24 protein-coding genes are annotated in these 24,244 nt (G+C 67.6%); 14 read left to right on the forward strand and 10 right to left on the reverse strand.

What is annotated here, in order from left to right:
- Window positions 1-16: 16 nt before the first annotated feature.
- Window positions 17-2,020 carry a DUF4034 domain-containing protein gene (locus AC1RLW_RS25000; protein WP_493195520.1) on the forward strand — a complete coding sequence of 668 codons (2,004 nt, stop codon included), beginning with the start codon at window positions 17-19 and terminating at the stop codon, window positions 2,018-2,020.
- A gap of 3 nt (window positions 2,021-2,023) precedes the next feature.
- Here the strand turns inward: AC1RLW_RS25000 and AC1RLW_RS25005 are convergent, their stop codons facing one another.
- Window positions 2,024-2,923, reverse strand: a complete 900-nt coding sequence (locus AC1RLW_RS25005) for a LysR family transcriptional regulator (RefSeq protein WP_487848844.1) — start codon at window positions 2,921-2,923, stop codon at window positions 2,024-2,026.
- A 72-nt stretch (window positions 2,924-2,995) separates the two neighbouring features.
- On the opposite strand from AC1RLW_RS25005, the gene AC1RLW_RS25010 reads away from it, so the two are divergent.
- Together AC1RLW_RS25010 and AC1RLW_RS25015 are read left to right on the forward strand one after the other, a co-directional pair.
- Window positions 2,996-4,246: a flavin-dependent oxidoreductase gene (locus tag AC1RLW_RS25010; protein WP_493195521.1), complete on the forward strand. Its 1,251-nt coding sequence runs from the start codon at window positions 2,996-2,998 to the stop codon at window positions 4,244-4,246.
- 40 nt (window positions 4,247-4,286) lie between these two features.
- Entirely contained in the window at window positions 4,287-5,249 is a 963-nt protein-coding gene (locus AC1RLW_RS25015; protein WP_493195522.1) for a tripartite tricarboxylate transporter substrate binding protein, read from the forward strand.
- A gap of 18 nt (window positions 5,250-5,267) precedes the next feature.
- On the opposite strand, the gene AC1RLW_RS25020 is transcribed toward AC1RLW_RS25015, so the two are convergent.
- Window positions 5,268-6,122 (reverse strand): M48 family metallopeptidase, encoded by an 855-nt coding sequence (locus AC1RLW_RS25020; RefSeq protein WP_493195523.1) that lies wholly within the window; start codon window positions 6,120-6,122, stop codon window positions 5,268-5,270.
- Window positions 6,123-6,183: 61 nt separating this feature from the next.
- On the opposite strand from AC1RLW_RS25020, the gene AC1RLW_RS25025 reads away from it, so the two are divergent.
- The 6 genes from AC1RLW_RS25025 (at window position 6,184) to AC1RLW_RS25050 (ending at window position 13,180) form a co-directional block, all read left to right on the forward strand.
- Window positions 6,184-7,578, forward strand: coding sequence for an AmpG family muropeptide MFS transporter (locus tag AC1RLW_RS25025; protein ID WP_493195524.1), 1,395 nt, complete (start codon window positions 6,184-6,186; stop codon window positions 7,576-7,578).
- 155 nt (window positions 7,579-7,733) lie between these two features.
- Complete coding sequence (locus tag AC1RLW_RS25030; protein WP_493195525.1) at window positions 7,734-8,936, forward strand: beta-ketoacyl-[acyl-carrier-protein] synthase family protein; 1,203 nt, start codon at window positions 7,734-7,736, stop codon at window positions 8,934-8,936.
- Window positions 8,933-9,748, forward strand: coding sequence for a beta-ketoacyl synthase chain length factor (locus tag AC1RLW_RS25035; protein ID WP_369645055.1), 816 nt, complete (start codon window positions 8,933-8,935; stop codon window positions 9,746-9,748). Before AC1RLW_RS25030 ends, AC1RLW_RS25035 begins: the two co-directional genes overlap by 4 nt.
- 193 nt (window positions 9,749-9,941) lie before the next feature.
- The gene (locus tag AC1RLW_RS25040) at window positions 9,942-10,664 is read left to right on the forward strand and encodes a response regulator (protein WP_062476797.1); all 723 of its coding nucleotides are present in this window, start codon (window positions 9,942-9,944) and stop codon (window positions 10,662-10,664) included.
- 12 nt (window positions 10,665-10,676) lie between these two features.
- Window positions 10,677-11,885: an ATP-binding protein gene (locus AC1RLW_RS25045; RefSeq protein WP_493195526.1), complete on the forward strand. Its 1,209-nt coding sequence runs from the start codon at window positions 10,677-10,679 to the stop codon at window positions 11,883-11,885.
- Window positions 11,886-11,950: 65 nt separating this feature from the next.
- On the forward strand, window positions 11,951-13,180 hold the full coding sequence (locus AC1RLW_RS25050) for an O-antigen ligase family protein (protein ID WP_493195527.1): 1,230 nt from the start codon (window positions 11,951-11,953) through the stop codon (window positions 13,178-13,180).
- A 50-nt stretch (window positions 13,181-13,230) separates the two neighbouring features.
- Here AC1RLW_RS25050 and AC1RLW_RS25055 read toward each other — a convergent pair whose 3' ends face one another.
- Together AC1RLW_RS25055 and AC1RLW_RS25060 are read right to left on the reverse strand one after the other, a co-directional pair.
- Window positions 13,231-13,440: a zinc-finger domain-containing protein gene (locus AC1RLW_RS25055; RefSeq protein WP_007836801.1), complete on the reverse strand. Its 210-nt coding sequence runs from the start codon at window positions 13,438-13,440 to the stop codon at window positions 13,231-13,233.
- Window positions 13,441-13,448: 8 nt separating this feature from the next.
- Window positions 13,449-14,402, reverse strand: a complete 954-nt coding sequence (locus AC1RLW_RS25060; RefSeq protein ID WP_493195528.1) for a branched-chain amino acid transaminase — start codon at window positions 14,400-14,402, stop codon at window positions 13,449-13,451.
- Between the two features lie 134 nt (window positions 14,403-14,536).
- Here AC1RLW_RS25060 and AC1RLW_RS25065 point away from each other — a divergent pair, with 134 nt between their 5' ends.
- Window positions 14,537-15,529, forward strand: a complete 993-nt coding sequence (locus tag AC1RLW_RS25065) for a recombination-associated protein RdgC (protein ID WP_492686601.1) — start codon at window positions 14,537-14,539, stop codon at window positions 15,527-15,529.
- 33 nt (window positions 15,530-15,562) lie between these two features.
- On the opposite strand, the gene AC1RLW_RS25070 is transcribed toward AC1RLW_RS25065, so the two are convergent.
- The gene (locus tag AC1RLW_RS25070) at window positions 15,563-15,991 is read right to left on the reverse strand and encodes a glycerate kinase (protein ID WP_159278873.1); all 429 of its coding nucleotides are present in this window, start codon (window positions 15,989-15,991) and stop codon (window positions 15,563-15,565) included.
- A complete protein-coding gene (locus tag AC1RLW_RS25075; RefSeq protein ID WP_493195529.1) occupies window positions 15,979-16,368 on the reverse strand; it encodes a VOC family protein in 390 nt (129 codons plus the stop codon). The genes AC1RLW_RS25070 and AC1RLW_RS25075 overlap by 13 nt, the downstream gene beginning before the upstream one ends.
- 172 nt (window positions 16,369-16,540) lie before the next feature.
- Here AC1RLW_RS25075 and AC1RLW_RS25080 point away from each other — a divergent pair, with 172 nt between their 5' ends.
- On the forward strand, window positions 16,541-16,996 hold the full coding sequence (locus AC1RLW_RS25080; protein ID WP_307589502.1) for a hypothetical protein: 456 nt from the start codon (window positions 16,541-16,543) through the stop codon (window positions 16,994-16,996).
- 92 nt (window positions 16,997-17,088) lie between these two features.
- On the opposite strand, the gene AC1RLW_RS25085 is transcribed toward AC1RLW_RS25080, so the two are convergent.
- The 4 genes from AC1RLW_RS25085 to AC1RLW_RS25100 are packed head-to-tail and all read right to left on the reverse strand — an operon-like array spanning window position 17,089 to window position 22,124.
- Window positions 17,089-18,606, reverse strand: coding sequence for a BCCT family transporter (locus AC1RLW_RS25085; protein WP_354345277.1), 1,518 nt, complete (start codon window positions 18,604-18,606; stop codon window positions 17,089-17,091).
- 40 nt (window positions 18,607-18,646) lie between these two features.
- Window positions 18,647-20,038 carry a DNA repair protein RadA gene (gene radA, locus AC1RLW_RS25090; RefSeq protein WP_070063503.1) on the reverse strand — a complete coding sequence of 464 codons (1,392 nt, stop codon included), beginning with the start codon at window positions 20,036-20,038 and terminating at the stop codon, window positions 18,647-18,649.
- Window positions 20,039-20,043: 5 nt separating this feature from the next.
- Entirely contained in the window at window positions 20,044-20,766 is a 723-nt protein-coding gene (locus AC1RLW_RS25095; RefSeq protein WP_493195530.1) for an HNH endonuclease family protein, read from the reverse strand.
- Window positions 20,767-20,774: 8 nt separating this feature from the next.
- Entirely contained in the window at window positions 20,775-22,124 is a 1,350-nt protein-coding gene (locus tag AC1RLW_RS25100) for an AAA family ATPase (RefSeq protein ID WP_493195531.1), read from the reverse strand.
- Between the two features lie 270 nt (window positions 22,125-22,394).
- Here AC1RLW_RS25100 and hpaR point away from each other — a divergent pair, with 270 nt between their 5' ends.
- From hpaR to AC1RLW_RS25115, 3 genes are read left to right on the forward strand one after another with little or no spacing between them, the layout of a single operon-like run.
- Window positions 22,395-22,832, forward strand: a complete 438-nt coding sequence (gene hpaR / locus AC1RLW_RS25105; RefSeq protein ID WP_056583837.1) for a homoprotocatechuate degradation operon regulator HpaR — start codon at window positions 22,395-22,397, stop codon at window positions 22,830-22,832.
- Window positions 22,829-23,461, forward strand: a complete 633-nt coding sequence (locus AC1RLW_RS25110; RefSeq protein ID WP_493195532.1) for a fumarylacetoacetate hydrolase family protein — start codon at window positions 22,829-22,831, stop codon at window positions 23,459-23,461. Before hpaR ends, AC1RLW_RS25110 begins: the two co-directional genes overlap by 4 nt.
- Window positions 23,458-24,228: a fumarylacetoacetate hydrolase family protein gene (locus AC1RLW_RS25115; protein ID WP_095743204.1), complete on the forward strand. Its 771-nt coding sequence runs from the start codon at window positions 23,458-23,460 to the stop codon at window positions 24,226-24,228. Before AC1RLW_RS25110 ends, AC1RLW_RS25115 begins: the two co-directional genes overlap by 4 nt.
- Window positions 24,229-24,244: the final 16 nt, after the last annotated feature.

Genomic DNA, 24,244 nt, shown 5'->3' on the forward strand with positions numbered 1-24,244 from the left:
CGCGCGAGCCCCGCCCATGACCACCCACACGCCCCCCGCCGCAGCGACCGTGATTCCCCCCGCGCCCGCGCGCTGGAAGCTCTGCGACATCGACGCCCTGCTGCGCGCCGGCGACTACGCCGCACTCGACCAGCGGCTCGACGACGCGCTGGCCGCCAGCTTTCAAGACCGCGACGAGGAAGAGCGCTACTACGGCGCCTTGCCCGACGACCTGGCCGGCTGCACCGCCGCCGGCGCCGAAGGCCTGGCCCGCCTGGCCGCGTGGCAGGCCGCCCGCCCTCAATCGGCCCACGCCTGGCTGTGCGAAGCGCACTACTGGTACCACTGGGCCTACGAGTACCGCGGTTCGGGCTGGGCCAGCACGGTCACCGCGCTGGGCTGGGAATGCGCCCATGCCTGCGCCACGCGCTGCGCCGTGGCCGCGCTGCGCGCCCTCACGCTCGCGCCCACGATGTGGACCGCCTGCGCCCTGCTGCTGCAGAGCACCTCGGCCTTCAACGAGCCCGACTGGCTGACCGAGCTGGTGCGCAGCGGCCGCTGGCCCGACAAGCCGCTGCAGCACGACTTCTCCCTGGACGACGACGAGGCCACCCGCGAAGAGCTGCTGGCGCAGCTCGCGCGCTCCGGCCTGGCGCACGACGAGCGCGTCGCCTGCCCCGAGGCCGCGCCCACCGCCCTGCCCTCGCCCGTGCAGGGCCGCAAGGTGATCAGCGGCACGTCCTACTGGATCCACGCCACGCTGCACGTGCACCCGCGGCTGTTCTTCTTCATGCGCCAGTGCGTCTGGTTCCAGCAGCCGCGCTGGGGCGGCAGCCACGAGCGCGTGCGCGCCTTCATCGCCTCGCCCGCCTGCGCCCACCTGAACGAGGTCGAGAAAGACCGGCTGCGCCACGAGATCTGGCGCGACGACTACCAGGGCAACAGCGTCGACAAGGACGAAGACCCGGCCGAAGCCCAGCAGCGCATGGCTGCCACGCGCCAGCGTGCCCAGGAGGCGCTCTACCCCTACCACCGCTGGGAAACCCTGCGCTGGCTGGCCGTGAGCCACTACATGCTCGACGAGCACGCCGAAGCGCTGGCCTGTCTGCGCGAGGCCGAGAGCCACCATCCCATCGACGACGACTACGCGATGAACATGGCGGTGCACGTCGCCCTGGAGCAGGACCCCGACGGCCAGTGGCTGGGCCAGGCCATCTGCAACAGCGCCAACGCCTACGAATGCAACACCGCGCTGATCCTGCACGGCTACTGCAGCCTGAAGGGCGCCTTCGGCTTCGTGCCCAACGCAGCGACCGGCAACGCCTGGCTGGCGGCCGCGCGCGAACGCAACGCCGGCACCGAGAACTGGGACGACCTGGCGCGCGCACTGTGGCGCGTGCCGCGCAACCAGGAAGCCTTCGAGATCCTGGAGATGGGGCTGGCCGCCGGCGACACCTCATGCCTGCTCACGCTCGGCATCTTCCATGCGGGCGGCGAGCACGGCACCAAGGACCGGCAACAGGCGATGCACTGCTACGGCCAGGCGGCACAAGCCGGCAACAGCGTCGCGGCCTACAAGCTGGGCTACCTGTGCCACGACATGGCCTGGGAAGACGCCACGCCCGCGGCGCAACGCCCCGCGCTGCAGGCGCAGGCGGTCGAGGCCATGCTGAAGGCCCGCGAGCTGGGCCACGACGACGCTACCGAGGGCGCGTTGATGTTCATCAGCGACCTGTCCGAGATCCCCGTGCGCCACCGCCACCTGGACTTCGTGCGCGAGCACGCCACCAACGGCGACGCCATCGCCATGGCCACGCTGTCGACGCTGCTGGCCGACGCCAACGACAAGGTGCTCTACAACTACCGCGAGAGCGTGCGCTGGATCATGGGCGCGCAGGCCGTGGCGCCCGAGGACGAGTTCGTGGTGAACGTGACCAAGAACACCCACCAGGACGGCTTCCTGTCGTCCACGCTCTACAAGCTCACGCGCCGGCAGATCAAGGCGCACGAGATCCCCGGCGGCGACAACGCGATGGTGTGACCGCTAGCGGGACAGCGCAGGCAGCGCCTTCGCCAGCGTCTCGCTGAAGGCGCGCATCGCCTCGGTCTCGTGCGTGCCGCGCTTGGTCAGGCGAAAGAAGTCCATGCCCACGCGCGGCTTCAGCAGCACGTCGGTCTTCACGCGGTGACGGCGGCAGGCCGCCAGCGCGAAGGTGGGCATCACGGCGGTGCCGAAGCCGGCCTCGACCATCGAGATCAGCGTGCCGAAGAAGTTGAAGGCGGGCCGCTGCGCGTCGGCCAGCCCGATCTCGCCGAGCTGGCGTTCGATCACCTTCTGGATCGGGTTGCCGGGCGGCAGGCCGATCAGCGTGGCGCCGCGCAGCGCGGACCAGGGCGCGGTGCCCACCGGTTCGCCGTCGGCCACGGCCTGCGTGACGCGCATCAGCTCGAAGCGCCCCACGGGCGTGCGGTCGAGCCCCGCCGCGGCCTTGAAGAAAAAGCCCAGGCCGAGGTCGGCCTCGCCCGCGGCCACCATCGCTTCCACGTCGCGCAGGTCGGCGTCGAAAAGGCGCAGCACGACCTGCGGATGCGCCTGGCGAAAACTCGCGAACACCCAGGGCAGCAGGTGCGAGGACACCAGCGGCGTGGCCGCGATGCGCAGCGTCTGGCGCGCCGCATCGCCCTCGGCGCCGAGTTCGGCGGCCACGTCATCGAGGTCGGTGACGAGCCGTTCCACCACCGGCAACAGGCGCCGGCCGGCCGGCGTGAGGCTCACCATGCGCGTGGTGCGGTCGAACAGGCGGCAACCGAGCTGCTTCTCCATCTCGCGGATCAGGATGCTCAGGCCGGCCTGGGTGATGTGCGCCTGCTCCGCCGCGCGGGTGAAATTGCCGATGCGCGCCACCTGCAGGAAGGCGCGCATCTGGCGCGTGGTCAGGTTCATAAGGATCCATGATAAATCCATATCACATCTAAATTTCCCATATGTCTCGTTTGCGGTCCCAATACGGACCCCATGAGCACCGCACCTAACGAAGTCATCATCCTCGGCGCCGGCATCGGCGGCCTGACCCTCGCCCTGAGCCTGCACCAGGCCGGCATCGCCTGCCGCGTGTACGAGGCCGTGCCCGAGCTGCGCCCGCTCGGCGTGGGCATCAACCTGCTGCCGCATGCGGTGCGCGAGCTGTCCGAGCTGGGCCTGCTCGACGCGCTCGACGCCGTGGGCGTGCGCACGCAGGAGGCGGTCTTCTTCACCGAGCACGGCCAGCTGGTGTTCCGCGAGCCCGCCGGGCAGCACGCGGGCTACGACTGGCCGCAGTACTCGATCCATCGCGGCGACCTGCAGACCGTGCTGCTGAACGAAACCTTGAAGCGCCTGGGCCCCGACAGCGTGCAGTGCGGCCACCGCTGCACCGGCGTCGAACAGGACGCCGACGGCGTGACGGTGCACTTTGCCGACGGCCGCGCGCCGGTGCGCGGCGCGGTCGCGGTGGGCTGCGACGGCATCCACTCGGCGCTGCGCAAGCAGCTGTATCCGAACGAAGGTGCGCCGCGCTATTCGGGCATCAACATGTGGCGAGGCACTGCGGCGTGGAAGCCCTTTCTCTCGGGCGGCAGCATGGTGCGCGCGGGCTGGCTCACCGTCGGCAAGATGGTGATCTACCCGATCCGCAACGACATCGACGACCAGGGCCGCCAGCTCGTGAACTGGGTGGCCGAGATCCACGCGCCCCAGCCCGCGATGCGCGACTGGAGCCGCGCCGGCCGCCTCGAGGACTTCCTGCCCGCCTTCGCCGACTGGCACTTCGACTGGCTCGACGTGCCCGCGCTGATCCTGGCCTCGGACACCATCCTGGAGTACCCGATGGTCGACCAGGACCCGCTGCCGCGCTGGAGCCATGGCCGCCTCACGCTGCTGGGCGACGCCGCGCACCCGATGGTGCCGCGCGGCTCCAACGGCGCGGGCCAGGCGATCATCGATGCGCGCTTTCTCGCCGGCGCGATGAAGCGCGAAGGCGTGGGCATCGCGGCGCTCGAGACCTACGACCGCGTGCGCGTGAAGGCCACCACCGACGTGGTGCTGACCAACCGCAGCAACCCGCCCGACACCATCCTGCGCGAGGTGTTCGAGCGCTCGGGCGGCCAGCGCGTCGAGAACCTCGACGCGATCGTCACGCAGCAGGAACTGCAGGCGATCTCCGACCACTACAAGCGCGTGGCCGGCTACGACCCGGCGGCGCTGAAGGCGCGCGCGTCGTACCTCTGAGCGCCGGCACATTCACCGAACAAGACGGAGACAAGACCCCATGAGATTTCTGACCCGGACCTTCGCCACCCTGCTGGTTGCGGCCAGCGCCGCCGCGGCCCATGCCTGGCCCGACCAGCCGGTGACGCTGGTGGTGCCCTACACGCCCGGCACGGGCATCGACCTGATCGCGCGCCAGCTCTCGGCCCGCCTGCCTGCCGTGCTCGGCCAGCCGGTGATCGTGGAGAACCTGGCCGGCGCCAGCGGCAACATCGGCAGCGAGAAGGTGGCGCGCGCCAAGCCCGACGGCTACACGCTGCTGGTGCAGGTCAACACGCTGGTGATGAACAAGGGCCTGTACAAGTCGCTCGCCTACGACCCGGTGGCCGACTTCACGCCGGTGTCGCAGACCTCGTGGGGCACGCTGCTGCTGGTGACCAACCCGTCCACCCAGAAGGCCGGCTCGCTCGCGCAGCTGGTGGCCACCGCCAAGGCCAACCCCGGCAAGCTGACCTACGCCACGCCCGGCGTCGGCACGCCGCACCACCTGTCGATGGCGCTCCTGATGCAGGGCACCGGCACCGACCTGCTGCACGTGCCCTACAAGGGCACGGCCGGCGCCGTCACCGACCTGCTCGGCGGGCGCATCGACGCGATGTTCCTGCCGGTGCACGTGGCGCTGCAGCACATCCAGGCCGGCAAGCTCAAGGCGCTCGCCACCGGCAGCAGCCATCGCCTGCCGCAGTTGCCCGACGTGCCCACCCTGGCCGAGGCCGGCGTGACCGCCGACAACGTCGACATGTGGTACGGCGTGCTCGCACCCAGGGGCACGCCGGCCCACGTGGTGACGCGGCTGAACACGGAGATCGCCGCGGTGCTGAAGTCGCCCGAGGTGGCGAAGTCCTTCGAGTCGCAGGGCATGGTGCCCGCCAGCTCGACGCCGGCGGCGTTCGGCGCGCTGATCCAGAAGGATGCGCAGCGCTGGGCGACGGTGGTGAAGAAGGGGAACATCACCGCCGACTGAACGCGGCGGGAAGCGCAGCTACTTGCGCGCAGCCGCCCGGTACAGGTTCTCGACCTTCGGCACGTTCGCCTCGAGCTTGGCGATGCGGTCCGGCCCGCTCGGGTGGGTCGACAGGAAGCTCAGGCCGCCCTGGTTCTTGGAGGCCGCGGCCATCTTCTTCCACAACGACACCGAGGCCTGCGGGTCGTAGCCCGCGCGCGCGGCGAGCTCCAGGCCCACGAGGTCGGCGTCGGTCTCGTCGCTGCGGCTGAACTTCAAGGTGATGAGCTGCGTGCCGGCGCGCGCCGCGAGGTCGCCGACCTGGCCGAGCCCCAGCAGCTGCGCGCCGATGGACAGCGCCGCGCCGGTGCCGACGCTCTTGGCCATGCGGGCGCGGGCGTGTTCGCGCAGCGCGTGCGCCATTTCATGGCCCATGACCATCGCGACCTCGTCGTCGCTCAGCTTGAGCTGCTCGAGGATGCCGGTGAAGAAGGCGATCTTGCCGCCGGGCATGCAGAAGGCGTTGATCTGCTTGCTGCCGATCAGGTTCACCTCCCACCTCCATTCGCGGGCGCGGGTGTTCCACGGCAGGGCGAAGGGAATGAGCCGCTGCGCGATGGTGCGCAGGCGTTGCAGTTGCGCGTTGCCATCGCCGGCCAGCGCGCCCTTGGCGCGCGCCTGTTCGAGCAGTTGGCCGTACTGCTGCACGCCAGCCGCTTCGATCTGGTCGGCGGGCACGAGGTTGCGCGCCACCGAGGCGTTGCCGACATTGACCTGCGCCAGCGCCGGTGCGCTCAGCGCCGCACCGGCGGCGGCCAGCAGGAAGGCCCGGCGCGGGTTCCAGGCCGAGGCTTCGGAGAGGGCGGAAAGGGGGCGTTCGCATCGTGTGCACATAGGTGCCCGGATGATAGGAACAAATGGAGACGAGCGGGCGCACCGATGTCCTCCATAGCTCATGGACAATCCCCCACTCATGTCCGCACCGCCCGCCGAAACCACCCAAGCCCCCGCGAGCACCGCGCTGCCCTGGCGCGACGCGCTCAAGGTCTACCTCGAACCCGCCACCCTGCGCATGCTCGCGCTGGGCTTCTCGGCCGGCCTGCCGCTGCTGCTGGTGCTGGGCACGCTGAGTTTCCGGCTGCGCGAGGCGGGCATCGACCGCACCACCATCGGCTACTTGAGCTGGGTCGGGCTGGCCTATGGCTTCAAGTGGGTCTGGGCGCCGCTGGTCGACCGGCTGCCGCTGCCGCCGCTGACCACGCTGCTCGGGCGCCGGCGCGGCTGGCTGCTGCTGGCGCAGGGCATGGTGATCGTCGGGCTGGTCGGCATGGCGATGAACGACCCGCGCCTGGGGCTGCAGCCGCTGATCTGGTGCGCGCTGCTGGTGGCTTTCGGTTCGGCCACGCAGGACATCGCGCTGGACGCCTTCCGCATCGAATCGGCCGAGACGCGCAAGCAGGCCGCGCTGGCCGCCGCCTACCAGACGGGCTACCGGCTCGCGATGATCTGGGCCGGCGCCGGCGTGCTGTGGGTCGCGGCCTGGGCCGAGGTGGCGCCCGCCGTGGCGGTCACCGGCGCGGCGGCCTACCAGAACGGCGCCTGGAAGACGGCCTACCTCGTCATGGCGGCCTCGATGGCGGTGGGCGTGCTCACGGTGCTGCTGTCGCCCGAACCGGTGCGGCGCGTGCTGCCGAAGGCGAAGAACGCGGGCGAATGGCTGCGAAGCGTGCTGATCGAGCCTTTTGCCGACTTCATCCGCCGCTACAAGTGGCAGGCGGCGCTGATCCTGGCGCTGATCGCCATCTACCGCATCAGCGACGTGGTGATGGGCATCATGGCCAACCCCTTCTACGTGGACATGGGCTTCACCAAGGACCAGGTGGCCACGGTCAGCAAGATCTACGGCGTGATCATGACGCTGGTGGGCGCCTTCGTGGGCGGCGTGCTGTCGATGCGCCTGGGCGTGATGCGGGTGCTGATGCTGGGCGCCGTGCTGAGCGCCGCGAGCAACCTGCTGTTCGCCTGGCTGGCCACGCGCGGGCACGACCTGACGGCGCTGATCGCGGTGGTCTCGGCCGACAACCTGGCCGGCGGCATCGCCTCGGCGGCCTTCATCGCCTACCTGTCGAGCCTGACCAACATCAGCTACTCGGCCACGCAGTACGCGCTGTTCAGCTCGCTGATGCTGCTGCTGCCGAAGTTCATCGCCGGCTATTCGGGCGCGTTTGTCGACGCCTACGGCTACAGCACCTTCTTCACCGCCACCGCGCTGCTGGGCGTGCCGGTGCTGCTGCTGGTGGCGCTGGCCTCGCGCATGGCGGCCCGCACAGGCGACGGCGAGCGTCAATAGGGCCTGCGCCGGAGCTGTCATCTATAGGAAACAGCCGACGCAACCTGATACGCAACGCTGGTAGGCTGCGACATTCATTGCGTGAAAATTGCGCTTTCCCGCTTTTTCTTCTGTCGCCGACGCCCTTTCGCCTGTCGCCTGCCCCCACATCCATCGTGCCGTCCCGAATTTCTCCCCTTCAAATCAGTGCCTACACGGCCACCTCGGCCGTCGGCGTCGGCAAGGAAGCGCACGCCGACGCACTCGCGCACTCCCGCAGCGGCCTGCGCGCCAACGACTTCGGCGAGGCGCCGCTGCCGACCTGGATCGGCCGCGTCGACGGCCTGGAAGACGTGCGCCTGCCCGAATCGGCCGCGTTCTGGGACTGCCGCAACAACCGGCTGGCCTGGCTGGGCCTGCAGGCCGACGGCTTCCTTGAGGCCGTAGCCGCCGCGCGCCAGAAGTACGGTGCCACGCGCATCGCGCTGGTGCTCGGCACCTCCACGGCCAGCATCGGCGAGACCGAGCTGGCCTACACGCAGCTCGACGCCGACGGCAACTTTCCGCCGGACCAGCGCCGCGCGGCCGTCCACACGCCGCATTCGCTGGCCATGTTCGTGCAGCAGGTGCTGGGCATCGACGGCCCGAGCGAGACGATTTCGACCGCCTGCTCGTCCAGCGCCAAGGTGTTCGCCTCGGCCGAGCGCCTGATCCGCCTGGGCCTGGCCGACGCGGCCGTGGTCGGCGGCGCCGACACGCTGTGCGGCAGCGTGCTGTTCGGTTTCAACTCGCTGGAGCTGGTCTCCACCGAGCCCTGCCGCCCCTTCGACGCCGACCGCAAGGGCATCAGCCTCGGTGAGGCAGCCGGCTTCGCGCTGGTCGAGCGCGTGCAGGCGGGCGAGAGCGCCACGCAGCTGCTGGGCTACGGCGAAGCCAGCGACGCACACCACATGTCGACGCCGCACCCCGAGGGCCTGGGCGCCGAGCGCGCGCTCGACGACGCGCTGGCGCGCGCCGGCCTGGCCGCCGACGCCATCGACTACATCAACATGCACGGCACGGCGAGCCAGAAGAACGACGAGGTCGAGGGCGCGCTGGTGGCGCGCCGCTTCCCGGCGCGCACGCACGCCAGCTCGACCAAGGGCTTCATGGGCCACACGCTGGGCGCCGCGGGCATCGTCGAGGCCGTCGTCTGCCTGCTGGCGATCGAGCGCGGCCTGATGCCGGGCACGGTCAACACGCGCACGCTGGACGAGGGCTTCGGCCCGCAGATCAAGCTCGAACCCGCAAAGGGCGAGGTGCGCTACGCGCTGTCCAATTCCTTCGGTTTCGGCGGCAACAATTGCGCGCTGGTCTTCGGCAAGGCGGTGAACGCATGAACACGCCTCCGACGCTCTACATCGAAGGCCCCGCCTTCTGGACCCCCACGCTGCCCGGCTGGGAGGCCGCGCGCGCGGCCTTCCGCGGCGAAGGCGCGCTGGCCGATCCGCCCGCCAAGCGGCCCTCGCCGCAGGTGCTGGCCCCGGCCGAGCGCCGCCGCGCGCCCGACACCGTGGCGCTGGCGCTCGAAGTGGCCGCCGCAGCCATCGCGGGCGCCGACCGGCCCGCGGCCGACGTGCCCTGCGTGTTCACGTCGGCGCACGGCGACCTGTCGATCAACGACTACATGTGCAGCACGCTCGCGGGCGACCCGAAGATGCTGTCGCCCACCAAGTTCCACAACTCGGTGCACAACGCGGCCGTGGGCTACTGGACCATCGGCACCGGCTGCATGGCGGCCAGCAACGCCGTCTCGGCCTACGGCCACAGCTTTGCCGCCGGCCTGCTCGAAGCAGCCGTGCAGTGCGCGGCCGACCAGACGCCGGTGCTGCTGGTGGGCTACGACGCCCCCACGGTCGGCGCGCTGGCCTCGGTGACCGACAGCCGCGGCCTGCTGGCCGTGGCGCTGGTGATCGCGCCCGAACGCACGGCCCGCACGGTGGCCAGCCTCGACTGGTCGCTGGTCGGCGACGGTGCGGCGACCGCGCCGCGCTCGGCCGCCGCCGCCACGCTGAAGGACATCAACCCGATGGCCGACGCCCTGCCCCTGTTCGAGGCGCTGGCCCAGGCCCCGGGCAGCGCCGACGCGCCCATCGACCTGCCGCTGTCGGCCGCGCTGGCCCTGCGGCTGCGCCTGCAGGCCGCGGGCTGACCGGCCTGCGCCGGGGGGCGGCGGTGCGTGTTGACACACGCAACCGCGCCCCGGTACGTCATCATTGCCGCATGGCGCCCACGCAACCTGGGCGAGGCGCTATGTTTTTCGCAGCGATCCAGGTTGACAGGGCGATGCTGCGTTTACCCAACTTTACGGAGCGTTCAAGCCCGCTTGCTCCCGGTGAACGACCATGAAGCGCATGAGCACCCCCCAACTCCTGATGATCGAAGACGACGCCCGCCTGGCGCAGATGGTGGGCGAGTACCTGACGCAGTCGGGTTTCGCCTTCAACCACGCCGGCGACGGCGCCACCGGCCTGGAGCAGCTGCAGCAGCACGCGCCCGACCTGGTGATCCTCGACCTGATGCTGCCCGACACCGACGGGCTCGAGGTCTGCCGCCGCATCCGCGCCCTGCCCGGCCCGCTGGCCAAGGTGTCGGTGCTGATGCTCACGGCCAAGGGCGACCCGATGGACCGCATCATCGGCCTGGAGATCGGCGCCGACGACTACCTGCCCAAGCCCTTCGAGCCGCGCGAGCTGCTGGCGCGCATCCGCGCCGTGCTGCGCCGGCGCAGCGAGAACGCCACCGAGGCCGAAGCCTCCACGGTGATGCGCTTCGGCACGCTGGAGATCGACCGCAACGCGCGCACCGTGTCGGTGGCCGGCGCGCTGGCCGACCTCACCTCCTACCAGTTCGACCTGCTGGTGGCGATGGCCGAGCGCGCGGGCCGCGTGCTCACGCGCGACCAGATCATGGAAGCCGTGCGCGGCCGCGAGCTCGAAGCCTTCGACCGCTCGATCGACGTGCACATGGGCCGCATCCGCGCGGCCATCGAGGTCGACGCGAAGAACCCGAAGCGCATCCTCACCGTGCGCGGCGTGGGCTACGTCTTCGCCAAGCAACAGGATTAGGACCGCCCCGCGATGCTGCGCAGCCTCTACCGCCGCCACCTCTACGTCCGCATCTGGCTCGCGGTGGTCGGCGGCGTGGTCATCCTCACGCTGATGGCCAACTGGATCGTGCGCGTGGCCGCCGAAGCCGAGCGCGAACGCCTGGCGCCGGTGCCGCGCGAGGTGGTCGTGCTCGACAGCCAGGACCGCACCATCGGCACCGGCAAGGCCATGCGCGTGCCCGGCCAGGGCCTGGAGTTCGATGTGCAGCTGAGCGACGGCCGCGACATGACGCTGCGCGTGGCGCCGCGCGAGCGCCCCACCGGCACCGGCGGCTTCGCGCCCTGGCGCACCCCGTTCGGGCTGGGCTGGATGATCGCGCTGGTGGGCGTGGCGGTGGCGCTGGGCGTCTACCCGATCGTGCGGCGCATCACCCAGCGGCTCGAGACCCTGCAGCGCGGCGTGCAGCGCTGGGGCGAGGGCGACCTGTCGGCGCGTGTGCCCGAGGAAGGACAAGACGAAGTGGCCGATCTCTCCAAACTTTTCAACGCCTCCGCCGAACGCATCGAACAGCTGGTGCGTTCGCACAAGTCGCTGCTGGCGAACGCCTCGCACGAACTGCGCTCGCCGCTCACCCGCATCCGCATGGGCCTGGAGCTCATGGGCGACCGGCCGAGCCCGACGGCGCGTGAAGAGATTTCGCGCAACATCGGTGAGCTCGACCAGCTCATCGACGAGATCCTGCTGGCCAGCCGGCTCGACGCCAGCGAGGCCGACATGGGCACCATCGAAGCCGTCGACCTGACGGGCCTGGCCGCCGAAGAGTGCGCGCAGGTCAACGCCGAGCTCGACCTGGCCGAAGGCACCGACAACGCCACGCTCACCGTGCCGGGCGTGTCGCGCCTGCTGCGCCGCGCGATCCGCAACCTGCTCGAGAACGCCCGCCGCTACGGCGCGGGCGAGATCAGCGTCGAACTCGGCAGCGCCGGCGGCTACGCCACGGTGCGCGTCAACGACCGCGGGCCGGGCGTGCCGGCGGCCTTGCGCGAACGCATCTTCGAACCCTTCTACCGCCTGCCGGGCGCCAGCGAGCGCAACGGCGGCGTCGGCCTGGGGCTGGCGCTGGTGAAGTCGATCGCCGAGCGCCACGGCGGCTCGGTGCAGTGCGAAGACCGGCCGGGCGGGGGCGCCAGCTTCGTGATCCGCCTGCCGGCCAAGGGCCCTGCCGCCGCAGCGCACTGAGCGCCTTCGGGTGCGCAGGGGCAAGTCAGGTTCGGCCGAGGGGCCGCACCTAAAATCCCGGCCCTATGCAGAGATCGCACATCGTTCGGCCCGCGGCCATGTTCTGGGGGCTGGTGGTGTTCATGCCGGTCGGCGTCACCTACCTGTCGGCCATCGTGCTGCTGCTTGCCCTGCTGGTGGGCGGCGGCTTGCGCGAACGCTATGCGCGGCTGCGCGCCAACCCGCTGTGGTGGCCGGTGGTCGCCTACGTGGCGTGGACCTTCATCGTGCTGGCCGTGCGGCCGCACTACCCCGAGACCCCCTCCAACCTGTTCCACGGGCTGCGCATCGCCTTCACCTTCCTGATGGCGATGGCGCTCACGCGCGAAGAGGCGCTGTGGGCGCTGCGCGGCTTCCTCCTGATCGCGGCGCTCAACATCGCGCTCATCGTGCTGCACTACACGCTGGGCTTTCCGGTGCCGGGCGCGCTGCGCGGCGTGGTGATGGAAGTGGGCAACAAGTCGATCAGCAACGCGCTGCTGTTCAGCATCGTCGCGGCCAGCGCCGCGGTCTACGGGCTGTCGCAGATCACGGGGCACCGGCCCCTGCGCGCACTGGCAGCCTTCGCGCTCGTGCTCGGGCTGGGCGCCGTCGTCGCGCTGCCGCTCACGTCGCGCACCTCGGTGCTCGCGCTGCTGCTGGTGATTCCGGTGGTCTGCCTGCACCAGTGGAAGAACCACCTGAAGGCGCTGTCGGCGGCGCTGATCCTGGGCGCGGTGGTGATCGGCGCGGGCCTGTACCAGCTGCCGCAGCTGCAGCAGAAGGTCGAGACCGGCATCGAGGAACTCGAGAAGGCGCAGACCGGCGCCGTGTTCCACGGCAGCTGGATCATCCGCTACTACATGTACCGCGACACCGGCGCCATGATCGCCGACCAGCCCGTCGCGGGCTGGGGCATCGGCGGCTGGACCGACCAGTGGCACAAGCGCGGCCCGGCGCTGTTCGCCGACTCCAACATGCCGCACAACGACTTCCTCTGGGTGGGCGCGCAAAGCGGCATCCCCGGCATCCTGAGCCTGCTGGCGATCATGCTCGTCGCCGTCTGGCAGGCCTGGCGCCGGCCCGACATCGCCGGCCGCTACGCGCTGGCCGCCACGCTCATCGCGCTCATCGCGTCGAGCGTGAATTCGGCGATGCGCGACGCGCAGATCGGGCTGGCCGTGCTGTGGATCGCGATGGTCTACCTGCGGCTGGCGCAGGAATCGCAGGACCCCGATCCGTGGCGCGGCCTGTGGCCCCGGGCCCGGCCAAGCTGAAACGAAAAAACCGGCCGCGAGGGCCGGTTTCTTTTTTTCCGCCTGGCCGCTCAGTGGCGGCTGGACACGGTCTCGCCCGCCTTCAGGCGGTACACCGTGCCGCAGTACGGGCACTTGGCTTCGCCGGTGCGCGCCACGTCGAGGTAGACCTTCGGGTGGCTGTTCCAGAGCTTCATGTCGGCCTTGGGGCTGGGGCAGAACACGCCGCCCTGGTGGTTGAGCTCCTTCGCGAGGAGTTCGACGACTGCATTGGTGGACATGTTGTTCCTCAGACCTTCGTGAGCCAGTGGGCGTACTTGGGGTTCTTGCCGTTCACGATGTCGAAGAAGGCCGACTGGATCTTCTCGGTGACCGGGCCGCGCGCGCCGCCGTCGCCACGGTTGCCGATCTCGATGCGGTCGAGTTCGCGGATGGGCGTCACTTCAGCAGCGGTGCCGGTGAAGAAGGCTTCGTCGGCCACGTACACCTCGTCGCGCGTGATGCGCTTTTGCACGAGCTCGATCCCCAGGTCCTTGCAGATGTGCAGGATGGTGTTGCGCGTGATGCCGTTCAGGGCGCCGGCCGACAGGTCGGGCGTGTAGACCACGCCGCCCTTGACCACGAACACGTTCTCGCCCGCGCCTTCGGACACGAAGCCGCTCGCGTCGAGCAGCAGCGCTTCGTCGTAGCCGTCGTCCAGCGCTTCCATGTTGGCGAGGATCGAGTTGGTGTAGTTGCTCACCGTCTTGGCCTGCGTCATCGTGATGTTGACGTGGTGGCGGGTGTAGCTGGAGGTCTTCACGCGGATGCCGCGGCGCATGCCTTCTTCGCCGAGGTAGGCGCCCCACGACCAGGCCGCGACCATGGCGTGGATCTTGTTGCCCTTGGGGCTCACGCCCAGCTTTTCGGAGCCGATCCAGATGAGGGGGCGCAGGTAGCAGCTTTCGAGCTTGTTCTCGCGCACGACCTGTTTCTGGGCTTCGTTCAGCTGCTCCTGCGTGAAGGGAATCTTCATGCGCAGGATCTTGGCGCTGTTGAACAGGCGCTCGGTGTGCTCGGCCAGGCGGAAGATGGCGGTGGCGCCGTCGGCCGTCTTGTAGGCGCGCACGCCCTCGAAGGCGCCGCAGCCGTAGTGCAGCGTGTGGCTCAGCACGTGGATCTTGGCGTCGCGCCAGTCCACGAGTTCGCCGTCCATCCAGATCTTGCCGTCACGGTCGTCCAGCGAGGGGGGGATCGAGCTCATTTCCTGATTCCTTTGGGAGCGGTGTGGGGGTGCGACCCACTGGGAAGTCGCAAAAGCTTTCGATTTTACGGCCGAGCCCGGAACCGGGTGCCCGACAATGGCCGGTTGTGCCAACCAGTGGAAAAAGGGTTCCCGTGTCCGTATTCAAGAACGTCATCGTCTATCGCATCGAACCTGCCTGGTCCCAATCACTGACCGAGGCAGAAGAAGGGCTCGGCAAGCAACGCTTCGTGCCTTGCGGCCCCTCGCAGGAAAAGTCCGCCGGCTGGGTCGAGCCGCGCGGCGAGGCCAACGGCCCGCTGGTGGAGTCCATCGACGGCCAGTGGCTGGTCGAGTACATGATCGAAAGCAAGCAGGTCCCCGGCTCCGTGGTGCGCCGCAAGCTCGACGAGCGCTGCGCCCAGATCGAGACCACCACCGGCCGCAAGCCCGGCAAGAAGGAAAAGAAGGAGCTCAAGGAAGACATCACCCTCGAGCTGCTGCCCATGGCCTTCACGCGCAGCGCGCGCGTGACGGTGTGGATCGACAAGGCCGAGAACCGCCTCGTGATCAACTGCGGCAACGCGGCGCGCGCCGACGAAGTGGTCACCAGCCTCGTGAAGTCGCTCGACGGTTTTGCCGTGGCGCTGATCAACACGCAGATCGAGCCGGCCGCCGCCATGGCCAACTGGCTGCTGACGCAGGAGCCGCCGGCCGGCTTCAGCATCGACCGCGAGTGCGAGCTCAAGGCCTCGGACGACTCCAAGGCCGTGGTGCGCTACGCCAAGCACGCGCTGGACATCGACGAGGTCAAGCAGCACATCACCGACGGCAAGCGCCCGACGCGCCTGGCGCTCACCTGGGACGACCGCGTGTCCTTCGAGCTGACGCACGGCCTGCTGATCCGCAAGATCACCTTCCTCGAAGGCACGGGCGACGGTGCGGCGGGTGGCAAGAAGGAAGACAACTTCGACGCCGACGTGGCCATTGCCACCGGCGAACTCGGCCAGCTGGTGCCGGCGCTGCTCGACGCGCTGGGCGGCGAGGCGGCGTTCTCGGCGGCACCGCCGGACGAGGCACCGAAGGCTGCGGCTACGGCACCCGCAGCGCAGGCCGACACGCCCGAAGAAGAAGACGCGCCGTTCTGACGTTCTGAGTCAGGCGAAGCGCCCGCGCCGCCTTCAGGCCGCGGGCGTTTCTTCGTCGGCCGGCGTCTCGGGCCGCGTGAGCGTCCAGCTCTGCAGCTTGCCGCCGTTGAACACGGCATCGACGTAGGAACCGCCGGCATCGGTCCAGCGGTACAGCTCGGGCTGCTCGTTCTCGGGCGAGCGCTGCTCGCCGAGCGCGCGCGTCATCGCGATGACGTGCATCAGCGTCACGCCGGGCTTGAGCTTGGCATTCAGCATCACCGAACTCGCCACCGTGCCGATGGGCCGGTCGGCGGCCCGCTTGAGCACCTGCATCGTGCGGTTGAAGTGCATCAGCAGGAACATCACGATCGCACCGCCGGCGAACGCCACGCCGGCCCAGCCGTATTGGTGCCAGGACAGGCCGAGGAGAACGACGGCCCCCACGGGCACCAGCAATTTCTGGAAATTCATGGGGCGCATTGTCGCCGCCCGCTGGAAGGCCCCCGCAGGCCGATGCAGTTGCCCCAGGGGTCGCGCACCTGCGCCATGTGTTCGTCGCCCTCCAGCCGCAAGGGGCCGCGGTACAGCGGCGCGCCGCACGATTGAAGGTGAGCCAGCGCCGCATCGAAGTCGGCAACGTTCCAGTACACGACCGAGCCGCAGGCACCGGCGCCGACCTTCGCATCGGCCGGCACGAGCTCCAGCAGCACGCCGTGGACCGACAGGCACTCGAAGGCCGGCGAGCCGATCGACATCGGCACCGCATCGGGGAAGGCGTCGGCGTACCAGCGCAGTGCGGCGTTCACATCGGTGACGTGGACCATGACGGCGGCAATGGGCGGTGCGGTGGATTTCATTCGGTGCCTGCGAGAAACGGCCCGCGATTGTGCGGCCGCGACCCCGTCGCAGTAGCCGCCGTGGCTACCGCCGGGCGCAGAAAGCGGTACTCGCGGCGAAATGCGCAGGGTACCGAGGCGGGTGCGGGCACATTTCGCCGCACGGGCATCTGCCCGGGCCACCGAGAAACGCATGAACATCCCGCGTTCCGTCACCTTCGTTCGACTCACCCTTGCCGCCGCACTCGCGGGCACCGTCCTCAGCGGTTGCTACGTGGTGCCGCTCGGTCAACCCGCTCCCGTCGCGCCGTCGCAGCAAAGCTACGCCGTGGCACCGGGGCCGGTGTCGCAGACCTTCAGCGCGCGGCTGTATCCGTCGAACGCCGAAGCCGCGCGCTACGGCGCCGTCGGGGGCACGGTGACCAACGACATGAACGGCCGCGGCCACTTCAATGCACAGATCGGCGCCGAACAGTTTCAGGGAGAGGCGACCCGTGTGGCCGGCTCGCGCACCGCCGGGGTGGCAAACGCCACCGGCAGTCGCGGCGGCAACCTGAGTTGCCAGTACACGATGAACTCCGCCACCTTGGGCAGCGGCCAGTGCGTGCTCAACAACGGGCCGGCGTTCACGATGCACATCGGAAGCTAAGCAAAGAACACAGAAGGCCAGGGAGGCCAGGGAAGGTAGGGAGGGTAGGCCCGGCGCGTGTCCACCGCGCGCCGGGCGTTTTTTTGTCCGTCCTACCAGTTCACGAGCTGCCGCATCTTGCGTCGCAGCTCGCGTTCGCGTTTCTGCTCGGCGTTCCAGTCGTCGCGGATGGCCAGCGTGACCGACAGCGCCATCAGCAGGATCACGAACGCAAAGGGCAGCGCGAACACGATGGTCGCCGTCTGGATCGCCTTGATGCCGCCCGCGAACAGCAGGCTCAGCGCAATGGCCGCCACCAGCACGCCCCAGGTGATCTTGACGCGGGCAGGCGGGTTCGGATTGCCCTTCGTGCTCATGATGCCAAGCACCAACGTCGCGGAATCGCCCGAGGTCACGAAGAACACGAACACCAGCAGCGTGGCCACGATCGACAGCAGCCCGCCCATGGGCATCGCCTTGAACATCACGAACATGGTGGTCGACACGTCGGCCTTCACCGACTCGACCAGCGGCACGCCCTGGAAGATCTCGAAGTTGAGCGCGGCGCCGCCGAACACCGAGAACCACGCGAAGCCCACCAGCGTGGGCGCGATCACCGTGCCCAGGATGAACTGGCGGATCGTGCGCCCGCGCGACACGCGCGCAATGAACAGGCCCACGAACGGCGACCACGCCAGCCACCAGGCCCAGTAGAAGAGCGTCCAGTCGGCCACCCACGAGCTGTTGCGGAACGGGTTCATGCGCAGGCTCATGCGCACGAACTCGGCGAGGTACGAACCCAGCGTGTTGGTGAAGGTCTCGACGATGGCAATGGTCGGCCCCACGACCAGCACCGTGAGCGCCAGCAGCGCCGCCAGCACCAGGTTGCCCATCGACAGCCACTTCACGCCGCGCTCGACGCCCGTGACCGCCGAGGTGATGAACAGCACCGTCGTCACCACGATGATCACCGCCTGAGTCCAGCGGCCGATGTCCGTGCCGAAGGCCGCGTGCAGCCCGCTGTTGATCTGCGTGGCGCCCATGCCCAGCGAGGCCGCGACGCCGAAGGCCGTGGCCACCACGGCCAGCACGTTGAAGGCCGGCGACAGCCGCTGCACGAAGCGCCACGGCAGCGCCTCGGTGGCCGAGCTGACCAGCGGCAGCGCCTTGCGGCGGAAGCTGAAGAAGGCGATCGACAGGCCGACGATGCCGTAGATCGCCCAGGGGTGCAGCCCCCAGTGGAAGAAGGCGTAGCGCATGGCCACGCCGGCCGCATCGGGCGTGCCGGGGATCACGCCCGGCGGCGGGTTCGCGTAGTGCGAGATCGGCTCGGCCACGCCCCAGAACACCAGGCCGATGCCCATGCCGGCCGCGAACAGCATCGCGAACCAGGCGCCGATGGAGAACTCGGGCTCGTCGTCCTCGTCGCCCAGCTTCAGGTCGCCGAAGCGGCTGAAGGCCAGGAAGAAGGCCAGCACCACCAGCCCGAGCACCACCCACAGGTAGAACCAGCCGAAGTTGCGCGTGATGTCGGCGAGCGCGGTGCTGAACACGCGGTCGAGCGACGCGGGAGACACCAGCCCCCACAGCACGACCACGGCGATCAGCCCGGCGGAGACGATGAGTTGCATGGGGGGTCTCCTGGTGGGGGTGTTGTCGTGCGGGTGCGCGTCAGTCGAGCCGTCGCACCACGTCCATCGCTTCCTCGATGCGGTCGACCGGGTGGATGGTCAGGCCCTCGATCTCCTTCGTGCCCTTGCGCGGCGCGTTGGCTTTCGGCACCACGGCCACGCTGAAGCCCAGCTTGGCCGCTTCGCGCAGGCGCTCCTGGCCGCGCGGCGCGGGCCGCACCTCGCCGGCCAGGCCCACTTCGCCAAAGGCGATGAAGCCCTTGGGCAGCGGCTTGCCGCGCAGGCTGGAGGTGATGGCCAGCATCACGGCCAGGTCGGCCGCGGGCTCGCTGATGCGCACGCCGCCCACCGCATTGACGAACACGTCCTGGTCCATGCAGGCCACGCCCGCGTGGCGGTGCAGCACGGCCAGCAGCATCGCGAGGCGGTCGCGGTCCAGGCCCACCGACAGCCGGCGCGGGCTCGGCCCGCCGTTGTCGACCAGCGCCTGGATTTCCACCAGCATCGGCCGCGTGCCTTCGAGCGTGACCAGCACCACGCTGCCGGGCACCGGCTCGGCGTGCTGGCTCAGGAAGATCGCGCTCGGGTTGGTCACGCCCTTCAGGCCGCGCTCGGTCATGGCGAACACGCCAATCTCGTTCACCGCGCCGAAGCGGTTCTTGATGGCGCGCACGAGGCGAAAGCTCGAGTGCGTGTCGCCTTCGAAGTACAGCACCGTGTCGACCATGTGCTCGAGCACGCGCGGGCCGGCCAGCGCACCTTCTTTCGTGACGTGGCCCACCAGCACCACGGCCGTGCCGCTGGTCTTGGCAAAGCGCGTGAGGTGCGCCGCGCATTCGCGCACCTGCGCCACCGAGCCGGGGGCGGAGGTGAGCTGGTCGGAGTACACGGTCTGGATGGAGTCGATCACCGCGATGGCCGGGCGCGTGGCGTCGAGCGTGGCGATGATCTTTTCGAGCTGGATCTCGGCCAGCACCTGCACCTGCGAGTGATCGAGCCCGAGCCGCTTAGAGCGCAGCGCCACCTGCGAGCCGCTTTCCTCGCCGGTGACGTACAGCGCGTTCTGCCCCGCGCGCTGCAGTGCGTCGACCGCCTGCAGCAGCAGCGTCGACTTGCCGATGCCCGGGTCGCCGCCGATCAGCGTGACGCCACCCGACACGATGCCGCCGCCGAGCACGCGGTCGAGCTCGTCGAGCCCAGTGGGCGTGCGTGCGACATCGGTGGCTTCGATTTCCGAGAGCGTGGCGAGTTCGGAGGCGCCCGCGAGCGACGCGAACTGCGTGCCGAAGCGGTTGTTGGCCGGTCCGTTGGCCGCGCCGGCGACCTGTTCGATGAGTGTGTTCCATGCACCGCAGCTCGGGCATTTGCCGAGCCACTTGGGGCTGGTGCCGCCGCATTCGCTGCAGACGAAAGTTGTTTTGTCCTTGGCCATTGAGATTAAAGCTCCGCCCTCTCCAGCGCCTGCTTGAACGGCTCTTTTTCCGCACCCGGGCCATTGAAAAAGAAGTCAGCTACATCGGGCTGCAGTGGACTTGAATGCCACTCCAAAATCCTCAACTCGAGGTCCTCCAATTGCAATCGATCGTCATCCATTAACTGCAATGAATCTTTTATGGAGCGCCGTAACTCTTGAAGTCTTGCGAGTCTCGTCTCCTGCAAAGCTTGCCGATCCAAGTCATAACAGGCAATTGTCTCTTCCGCGCGAGCATTCAAGGAGTTAGAGTTCACATCCCATCGAGAACAAAGATTCCCGTAATCATCCAAAAAAAAGTAATCCCAAACTCTATCAACCAAAGGATTAATTGGAGGCAGCAACGGATTGAATCTCTTCCCCTTGGCCAGATTACAAATTCCGCAAATCCAAAGATAATTCTCCCAGACCATCGCCAACTCAGGGTGACTCGCCTTGTCCTTGTAGTGCTCAACTTGAGATGACTCACTTCCGCTACAGCACATACAACGCTGGCCATCGCCAGCCATCAAAGCAAGAGAATTCAACAATGGACGAAACCAAACCGCTTTCCTAGAGTTTTCATAGACTCTTGCAGCTGCCAGCTTTCTATCATCCAAGTTCGGAATGGCGACAATTCCTGCAGTCAATTCCTCCAACTTTCTTTTGATTGCTTTTGAAATTTCAGATCGCGACGGGAAAGTTCTCATTTTGCAATTCAACTTCTGTCTTCTGTGTCGTATGCAATTTCCATTTGACCTCTAAGCTCTTCATAGGCCCTAGCTTCAGAGCCAGAAAGAGGAACTCCAGCTACACTTTTGGCCTGCAATACTTTCCACTCGGCAATTCGATCATTCGCCCACTTAGATCGCGTCGTCTTCAATCCAAAAGCCGAACCGAGAAGGGTTTTTTCCGCCTTTCTTAGTTTTATTTTTTCATATTCGTGAGCATCCAATTGCCGAGGCTGCCTTCCGACATCATCTTGTGATGGAAGAACAAATATCCCATTCGGATCTGCAGCTTGCGCAACAAGAGCACTATGGGTCGAAACGATGAACTGCACGAGTGGAAAGTGGGTTTTTAGCCACTCGGGAATTTCATGCTGCCATTTCGGATGCAAGTGCGCATCGATTTCATCGATAAGAACAACGCCAGGTTTTGAAACGATGGTACGCCCGTCGGGAGTTTGCGTAAAAAGCCCAGAAACTCCGTAGACGTCAGCCATGCCGTGAATTAAATCCAAGACAGTTGCATATATGCTCCGACATCCATCACTAACGTCTCTCATTGGCAATTCAATTCCACGGCCGTCCGTAACATATACATAGTCAACCGTGATTCGAGAAATCTTCATTCCATGAGGAAGCAAGCCGTCACCCAGAAGGGCTTTCACAGAATCCAAAAGCACAATCAAGTCTGGATCGCGCGACTCAATCTGTCGCGAGTGATTTAGTCGAAGCCATGTCTCACTTTCGCTCAATGCAGCATCTTCGCGAAAAAGAGTCACGAAACGACTCATGGCGCCACTACCAACACTTAACCGAATTGATTCAGAAGAACTCCCGGACAAGCGGCGCATAGGGCCATAGCCGGCGCTAAACCACCCCCTTGCATTTGGATTCCAAGGCCCGCGCTCTGAAGTTCTAATTCGTGTTTGTTTTGCATTGCGTTGGTCGATTGCTCTGAACTCTGGAACCAAAGTTTCCCAGCCTTCTTTCTTTACATCGCCAGTAGTCACGGTCCATCTGACCCCTGCATCAAAAAGAGGACCTGGCGACTGGCCTCCCGTTTTAAACGCATCGTGCGATTTATCCCAACTTAACTTCAATGCTGCTTCTGCCTTGGGTTTGGCTGGGCTTACCCAGCCCGCGGTGCTCCCCATCAGCTGACGCCCCACCTCTGGGCCAATTAATGAAAGAGCAATTGCTTTAAGGAGCGTGGATTTCCCAGAGGCATTTCCACCCACTAATACGGTCCATCCTGCATAGGTGTGATCAGGGCGCTCGAAATCAAACTCCAACTCCTCGAAGCCTTTAAGGTTTTCAAGACGAATTGACTTTACGTACATGGCACTCCTAGCTAAATAGCGCTTTGATTTTTTGACCTATAAGGACTTCAGCAACTGGTGCTGAAGCCCCTTCGTCCATATCCAACGTGACTCGCCCTTCGGGCATCCGATGCTTGACGTCCCACAAGAGCCCGGAGGCTCCTCGCCAAGTCCGCTTGAAACGGACCCGTATCGAGTGTAGGCAGCATCAGCACAAACACTCATAAGCACGAGCTAGGATTTCTCCCCGAATTCATTTAACATGTTAAATAATTCTGAGAGGCACAGCTTTTGAGCACCACCTTCACGCACCGCAATTTGCCGCGCCTGCTGCTGCAGGCCCGCGAAGCCGTGATGGCCCACACGCGGCCCAGCCTGCGCGAGCACGCGCTGTCCGACCAGCAATGGCGCGTGCTGCGCGTGCTGGGCGAGCACGGCGCGGTCGACACCGGCCGCGTCGCGCGCGAGGCTTTCATCCTCGGCCCCAGCCTCACGGGCGTGCTGGCGCGCATGGAGCGCGACAACCTCATCACCCGCGCCCGCGACCCGGCCGACCAGCGCCGCACCGTGGTCGAGGCCACGCCGCACGGCATGAAGCTCGTGAAGCGCCTGGGCACCAGCATCGAGGCGCACTACGACTGGATGGAGCAGTCGCTGGGCAAGGCCAAGCTGACGCAGCTCTACGGCCTGCTGGACGAACTGATCGCGCTGGAGCAACCCGAACCATGACCACCTCCTTTCTCCCCACCGGCACCGTGTACGGCACGCTGCTGAACTTCCGCGCCGAGGCCGCAGCGCTCGCGCCGCAGATGACCGAGGCGCCCTACAAGGCACCGCCGAAGGCGCCCGTGCTCTACGTGAAGACGGCCAACACCTGGAGCCCGCACGGCAGCACCGTCACCGTGCCCGCCGCGGTGTCCGACGTGGAAGTCGGCGCCAGCATCGGCATGGTGATCGGCGCCGAGGGCGACGTCGAAGGCTTCGTGCTGCTGAACGACCTGTCGATCCCGCATGCGAGCTTCTTCCGCCCGCCGGTGAAGTTCAAGTGCGTCGACGGCTTCCTGGGCATCGGCCCGGCGCTGCGCGACGCGCAGGAGGTGGCCGACCCGGCGCAGTTCCGCGTCGAGGTGCGCATCAACGGCGAACTGAAGCAGTCGATCGACTTCTCGCAGCTCGTGCGCCCCGCACCGCAGCTGCTGGCCGACGTGGGCGAGTTCATGACGCTGGCGCACGGCGACGTGCTGATGCTCGGCTGCGACCTGGGCCGTCCGCTGGCCTGCGCGGGCGACCGCATCGATATTTCCGCGCCGGGGTTCGAGACCCTGAGCAACACGCTGGTGAAGGAAGCAACGGCATGAAGCACGCACGCGTCATCTTCGAAGGCCGCGAGCACACCGGCACCGCGCACGAATTCAACGGCCAGGCCGACGCCGCCGTGCGGCTCCAAGATGGCCGCGTCGTGCCGCAGGAGCAGCTCGTGTGGCTGCCGCCGCTCGCGCCCACGGCGCGCCCGCGCACCATCCTCGCGCTGGGCCTGAACTACGCCGACCACGCGAAAGAGCTGGAGTTCAAGGCGCCCGAGGAACCGCTGGTGTTCGTCAAGGGCCAGAGCACGCTCATCGGCCACCGCCAGCTCACGCACCGCCCGGCCGACGTGAAGTTCATGCACTACGAGTGCGAGCTCGCCATCGTGGTCGGCAAGACCGCGAAGCACGTGAAGCGCGACGACGCGTACGACTTCATCGGCGGCTACACGGTGGCCAACGACTACGCGATCCGCGACTACCTCGAGAACTGGTACCGCCCCAACCTGCGCGTGAAGAACCGCGACACCTGCACGCCGCTGGGGCCGTGGTTCGTCGATGCGGCCGACGTGGCCGACCCGATGGCGCTCGCGCTGCGCACCACGGTGAACGGCACCGTCACGCAGCAGGGCAACACGCGCGACATGATCTTCGACGCGCCCTTCCTCATCGAGTACTTCAGCCGCTTCATGACGCTGTCGCCGGGCGACCTGATCCTCACCGGCACGCCCGACGGCGTGGTCGATTGCCAGCCGGGCGACGTGGTCGTGACCGAGATCGACGGCATCGGCGCGCTGGTCAACACCATCGCCGCGCGCTGATCGACTGCGCCCCCCC

The organism is Variovorax sp. GW822-FHT04A09 (genome assembly GCF_058801005.1).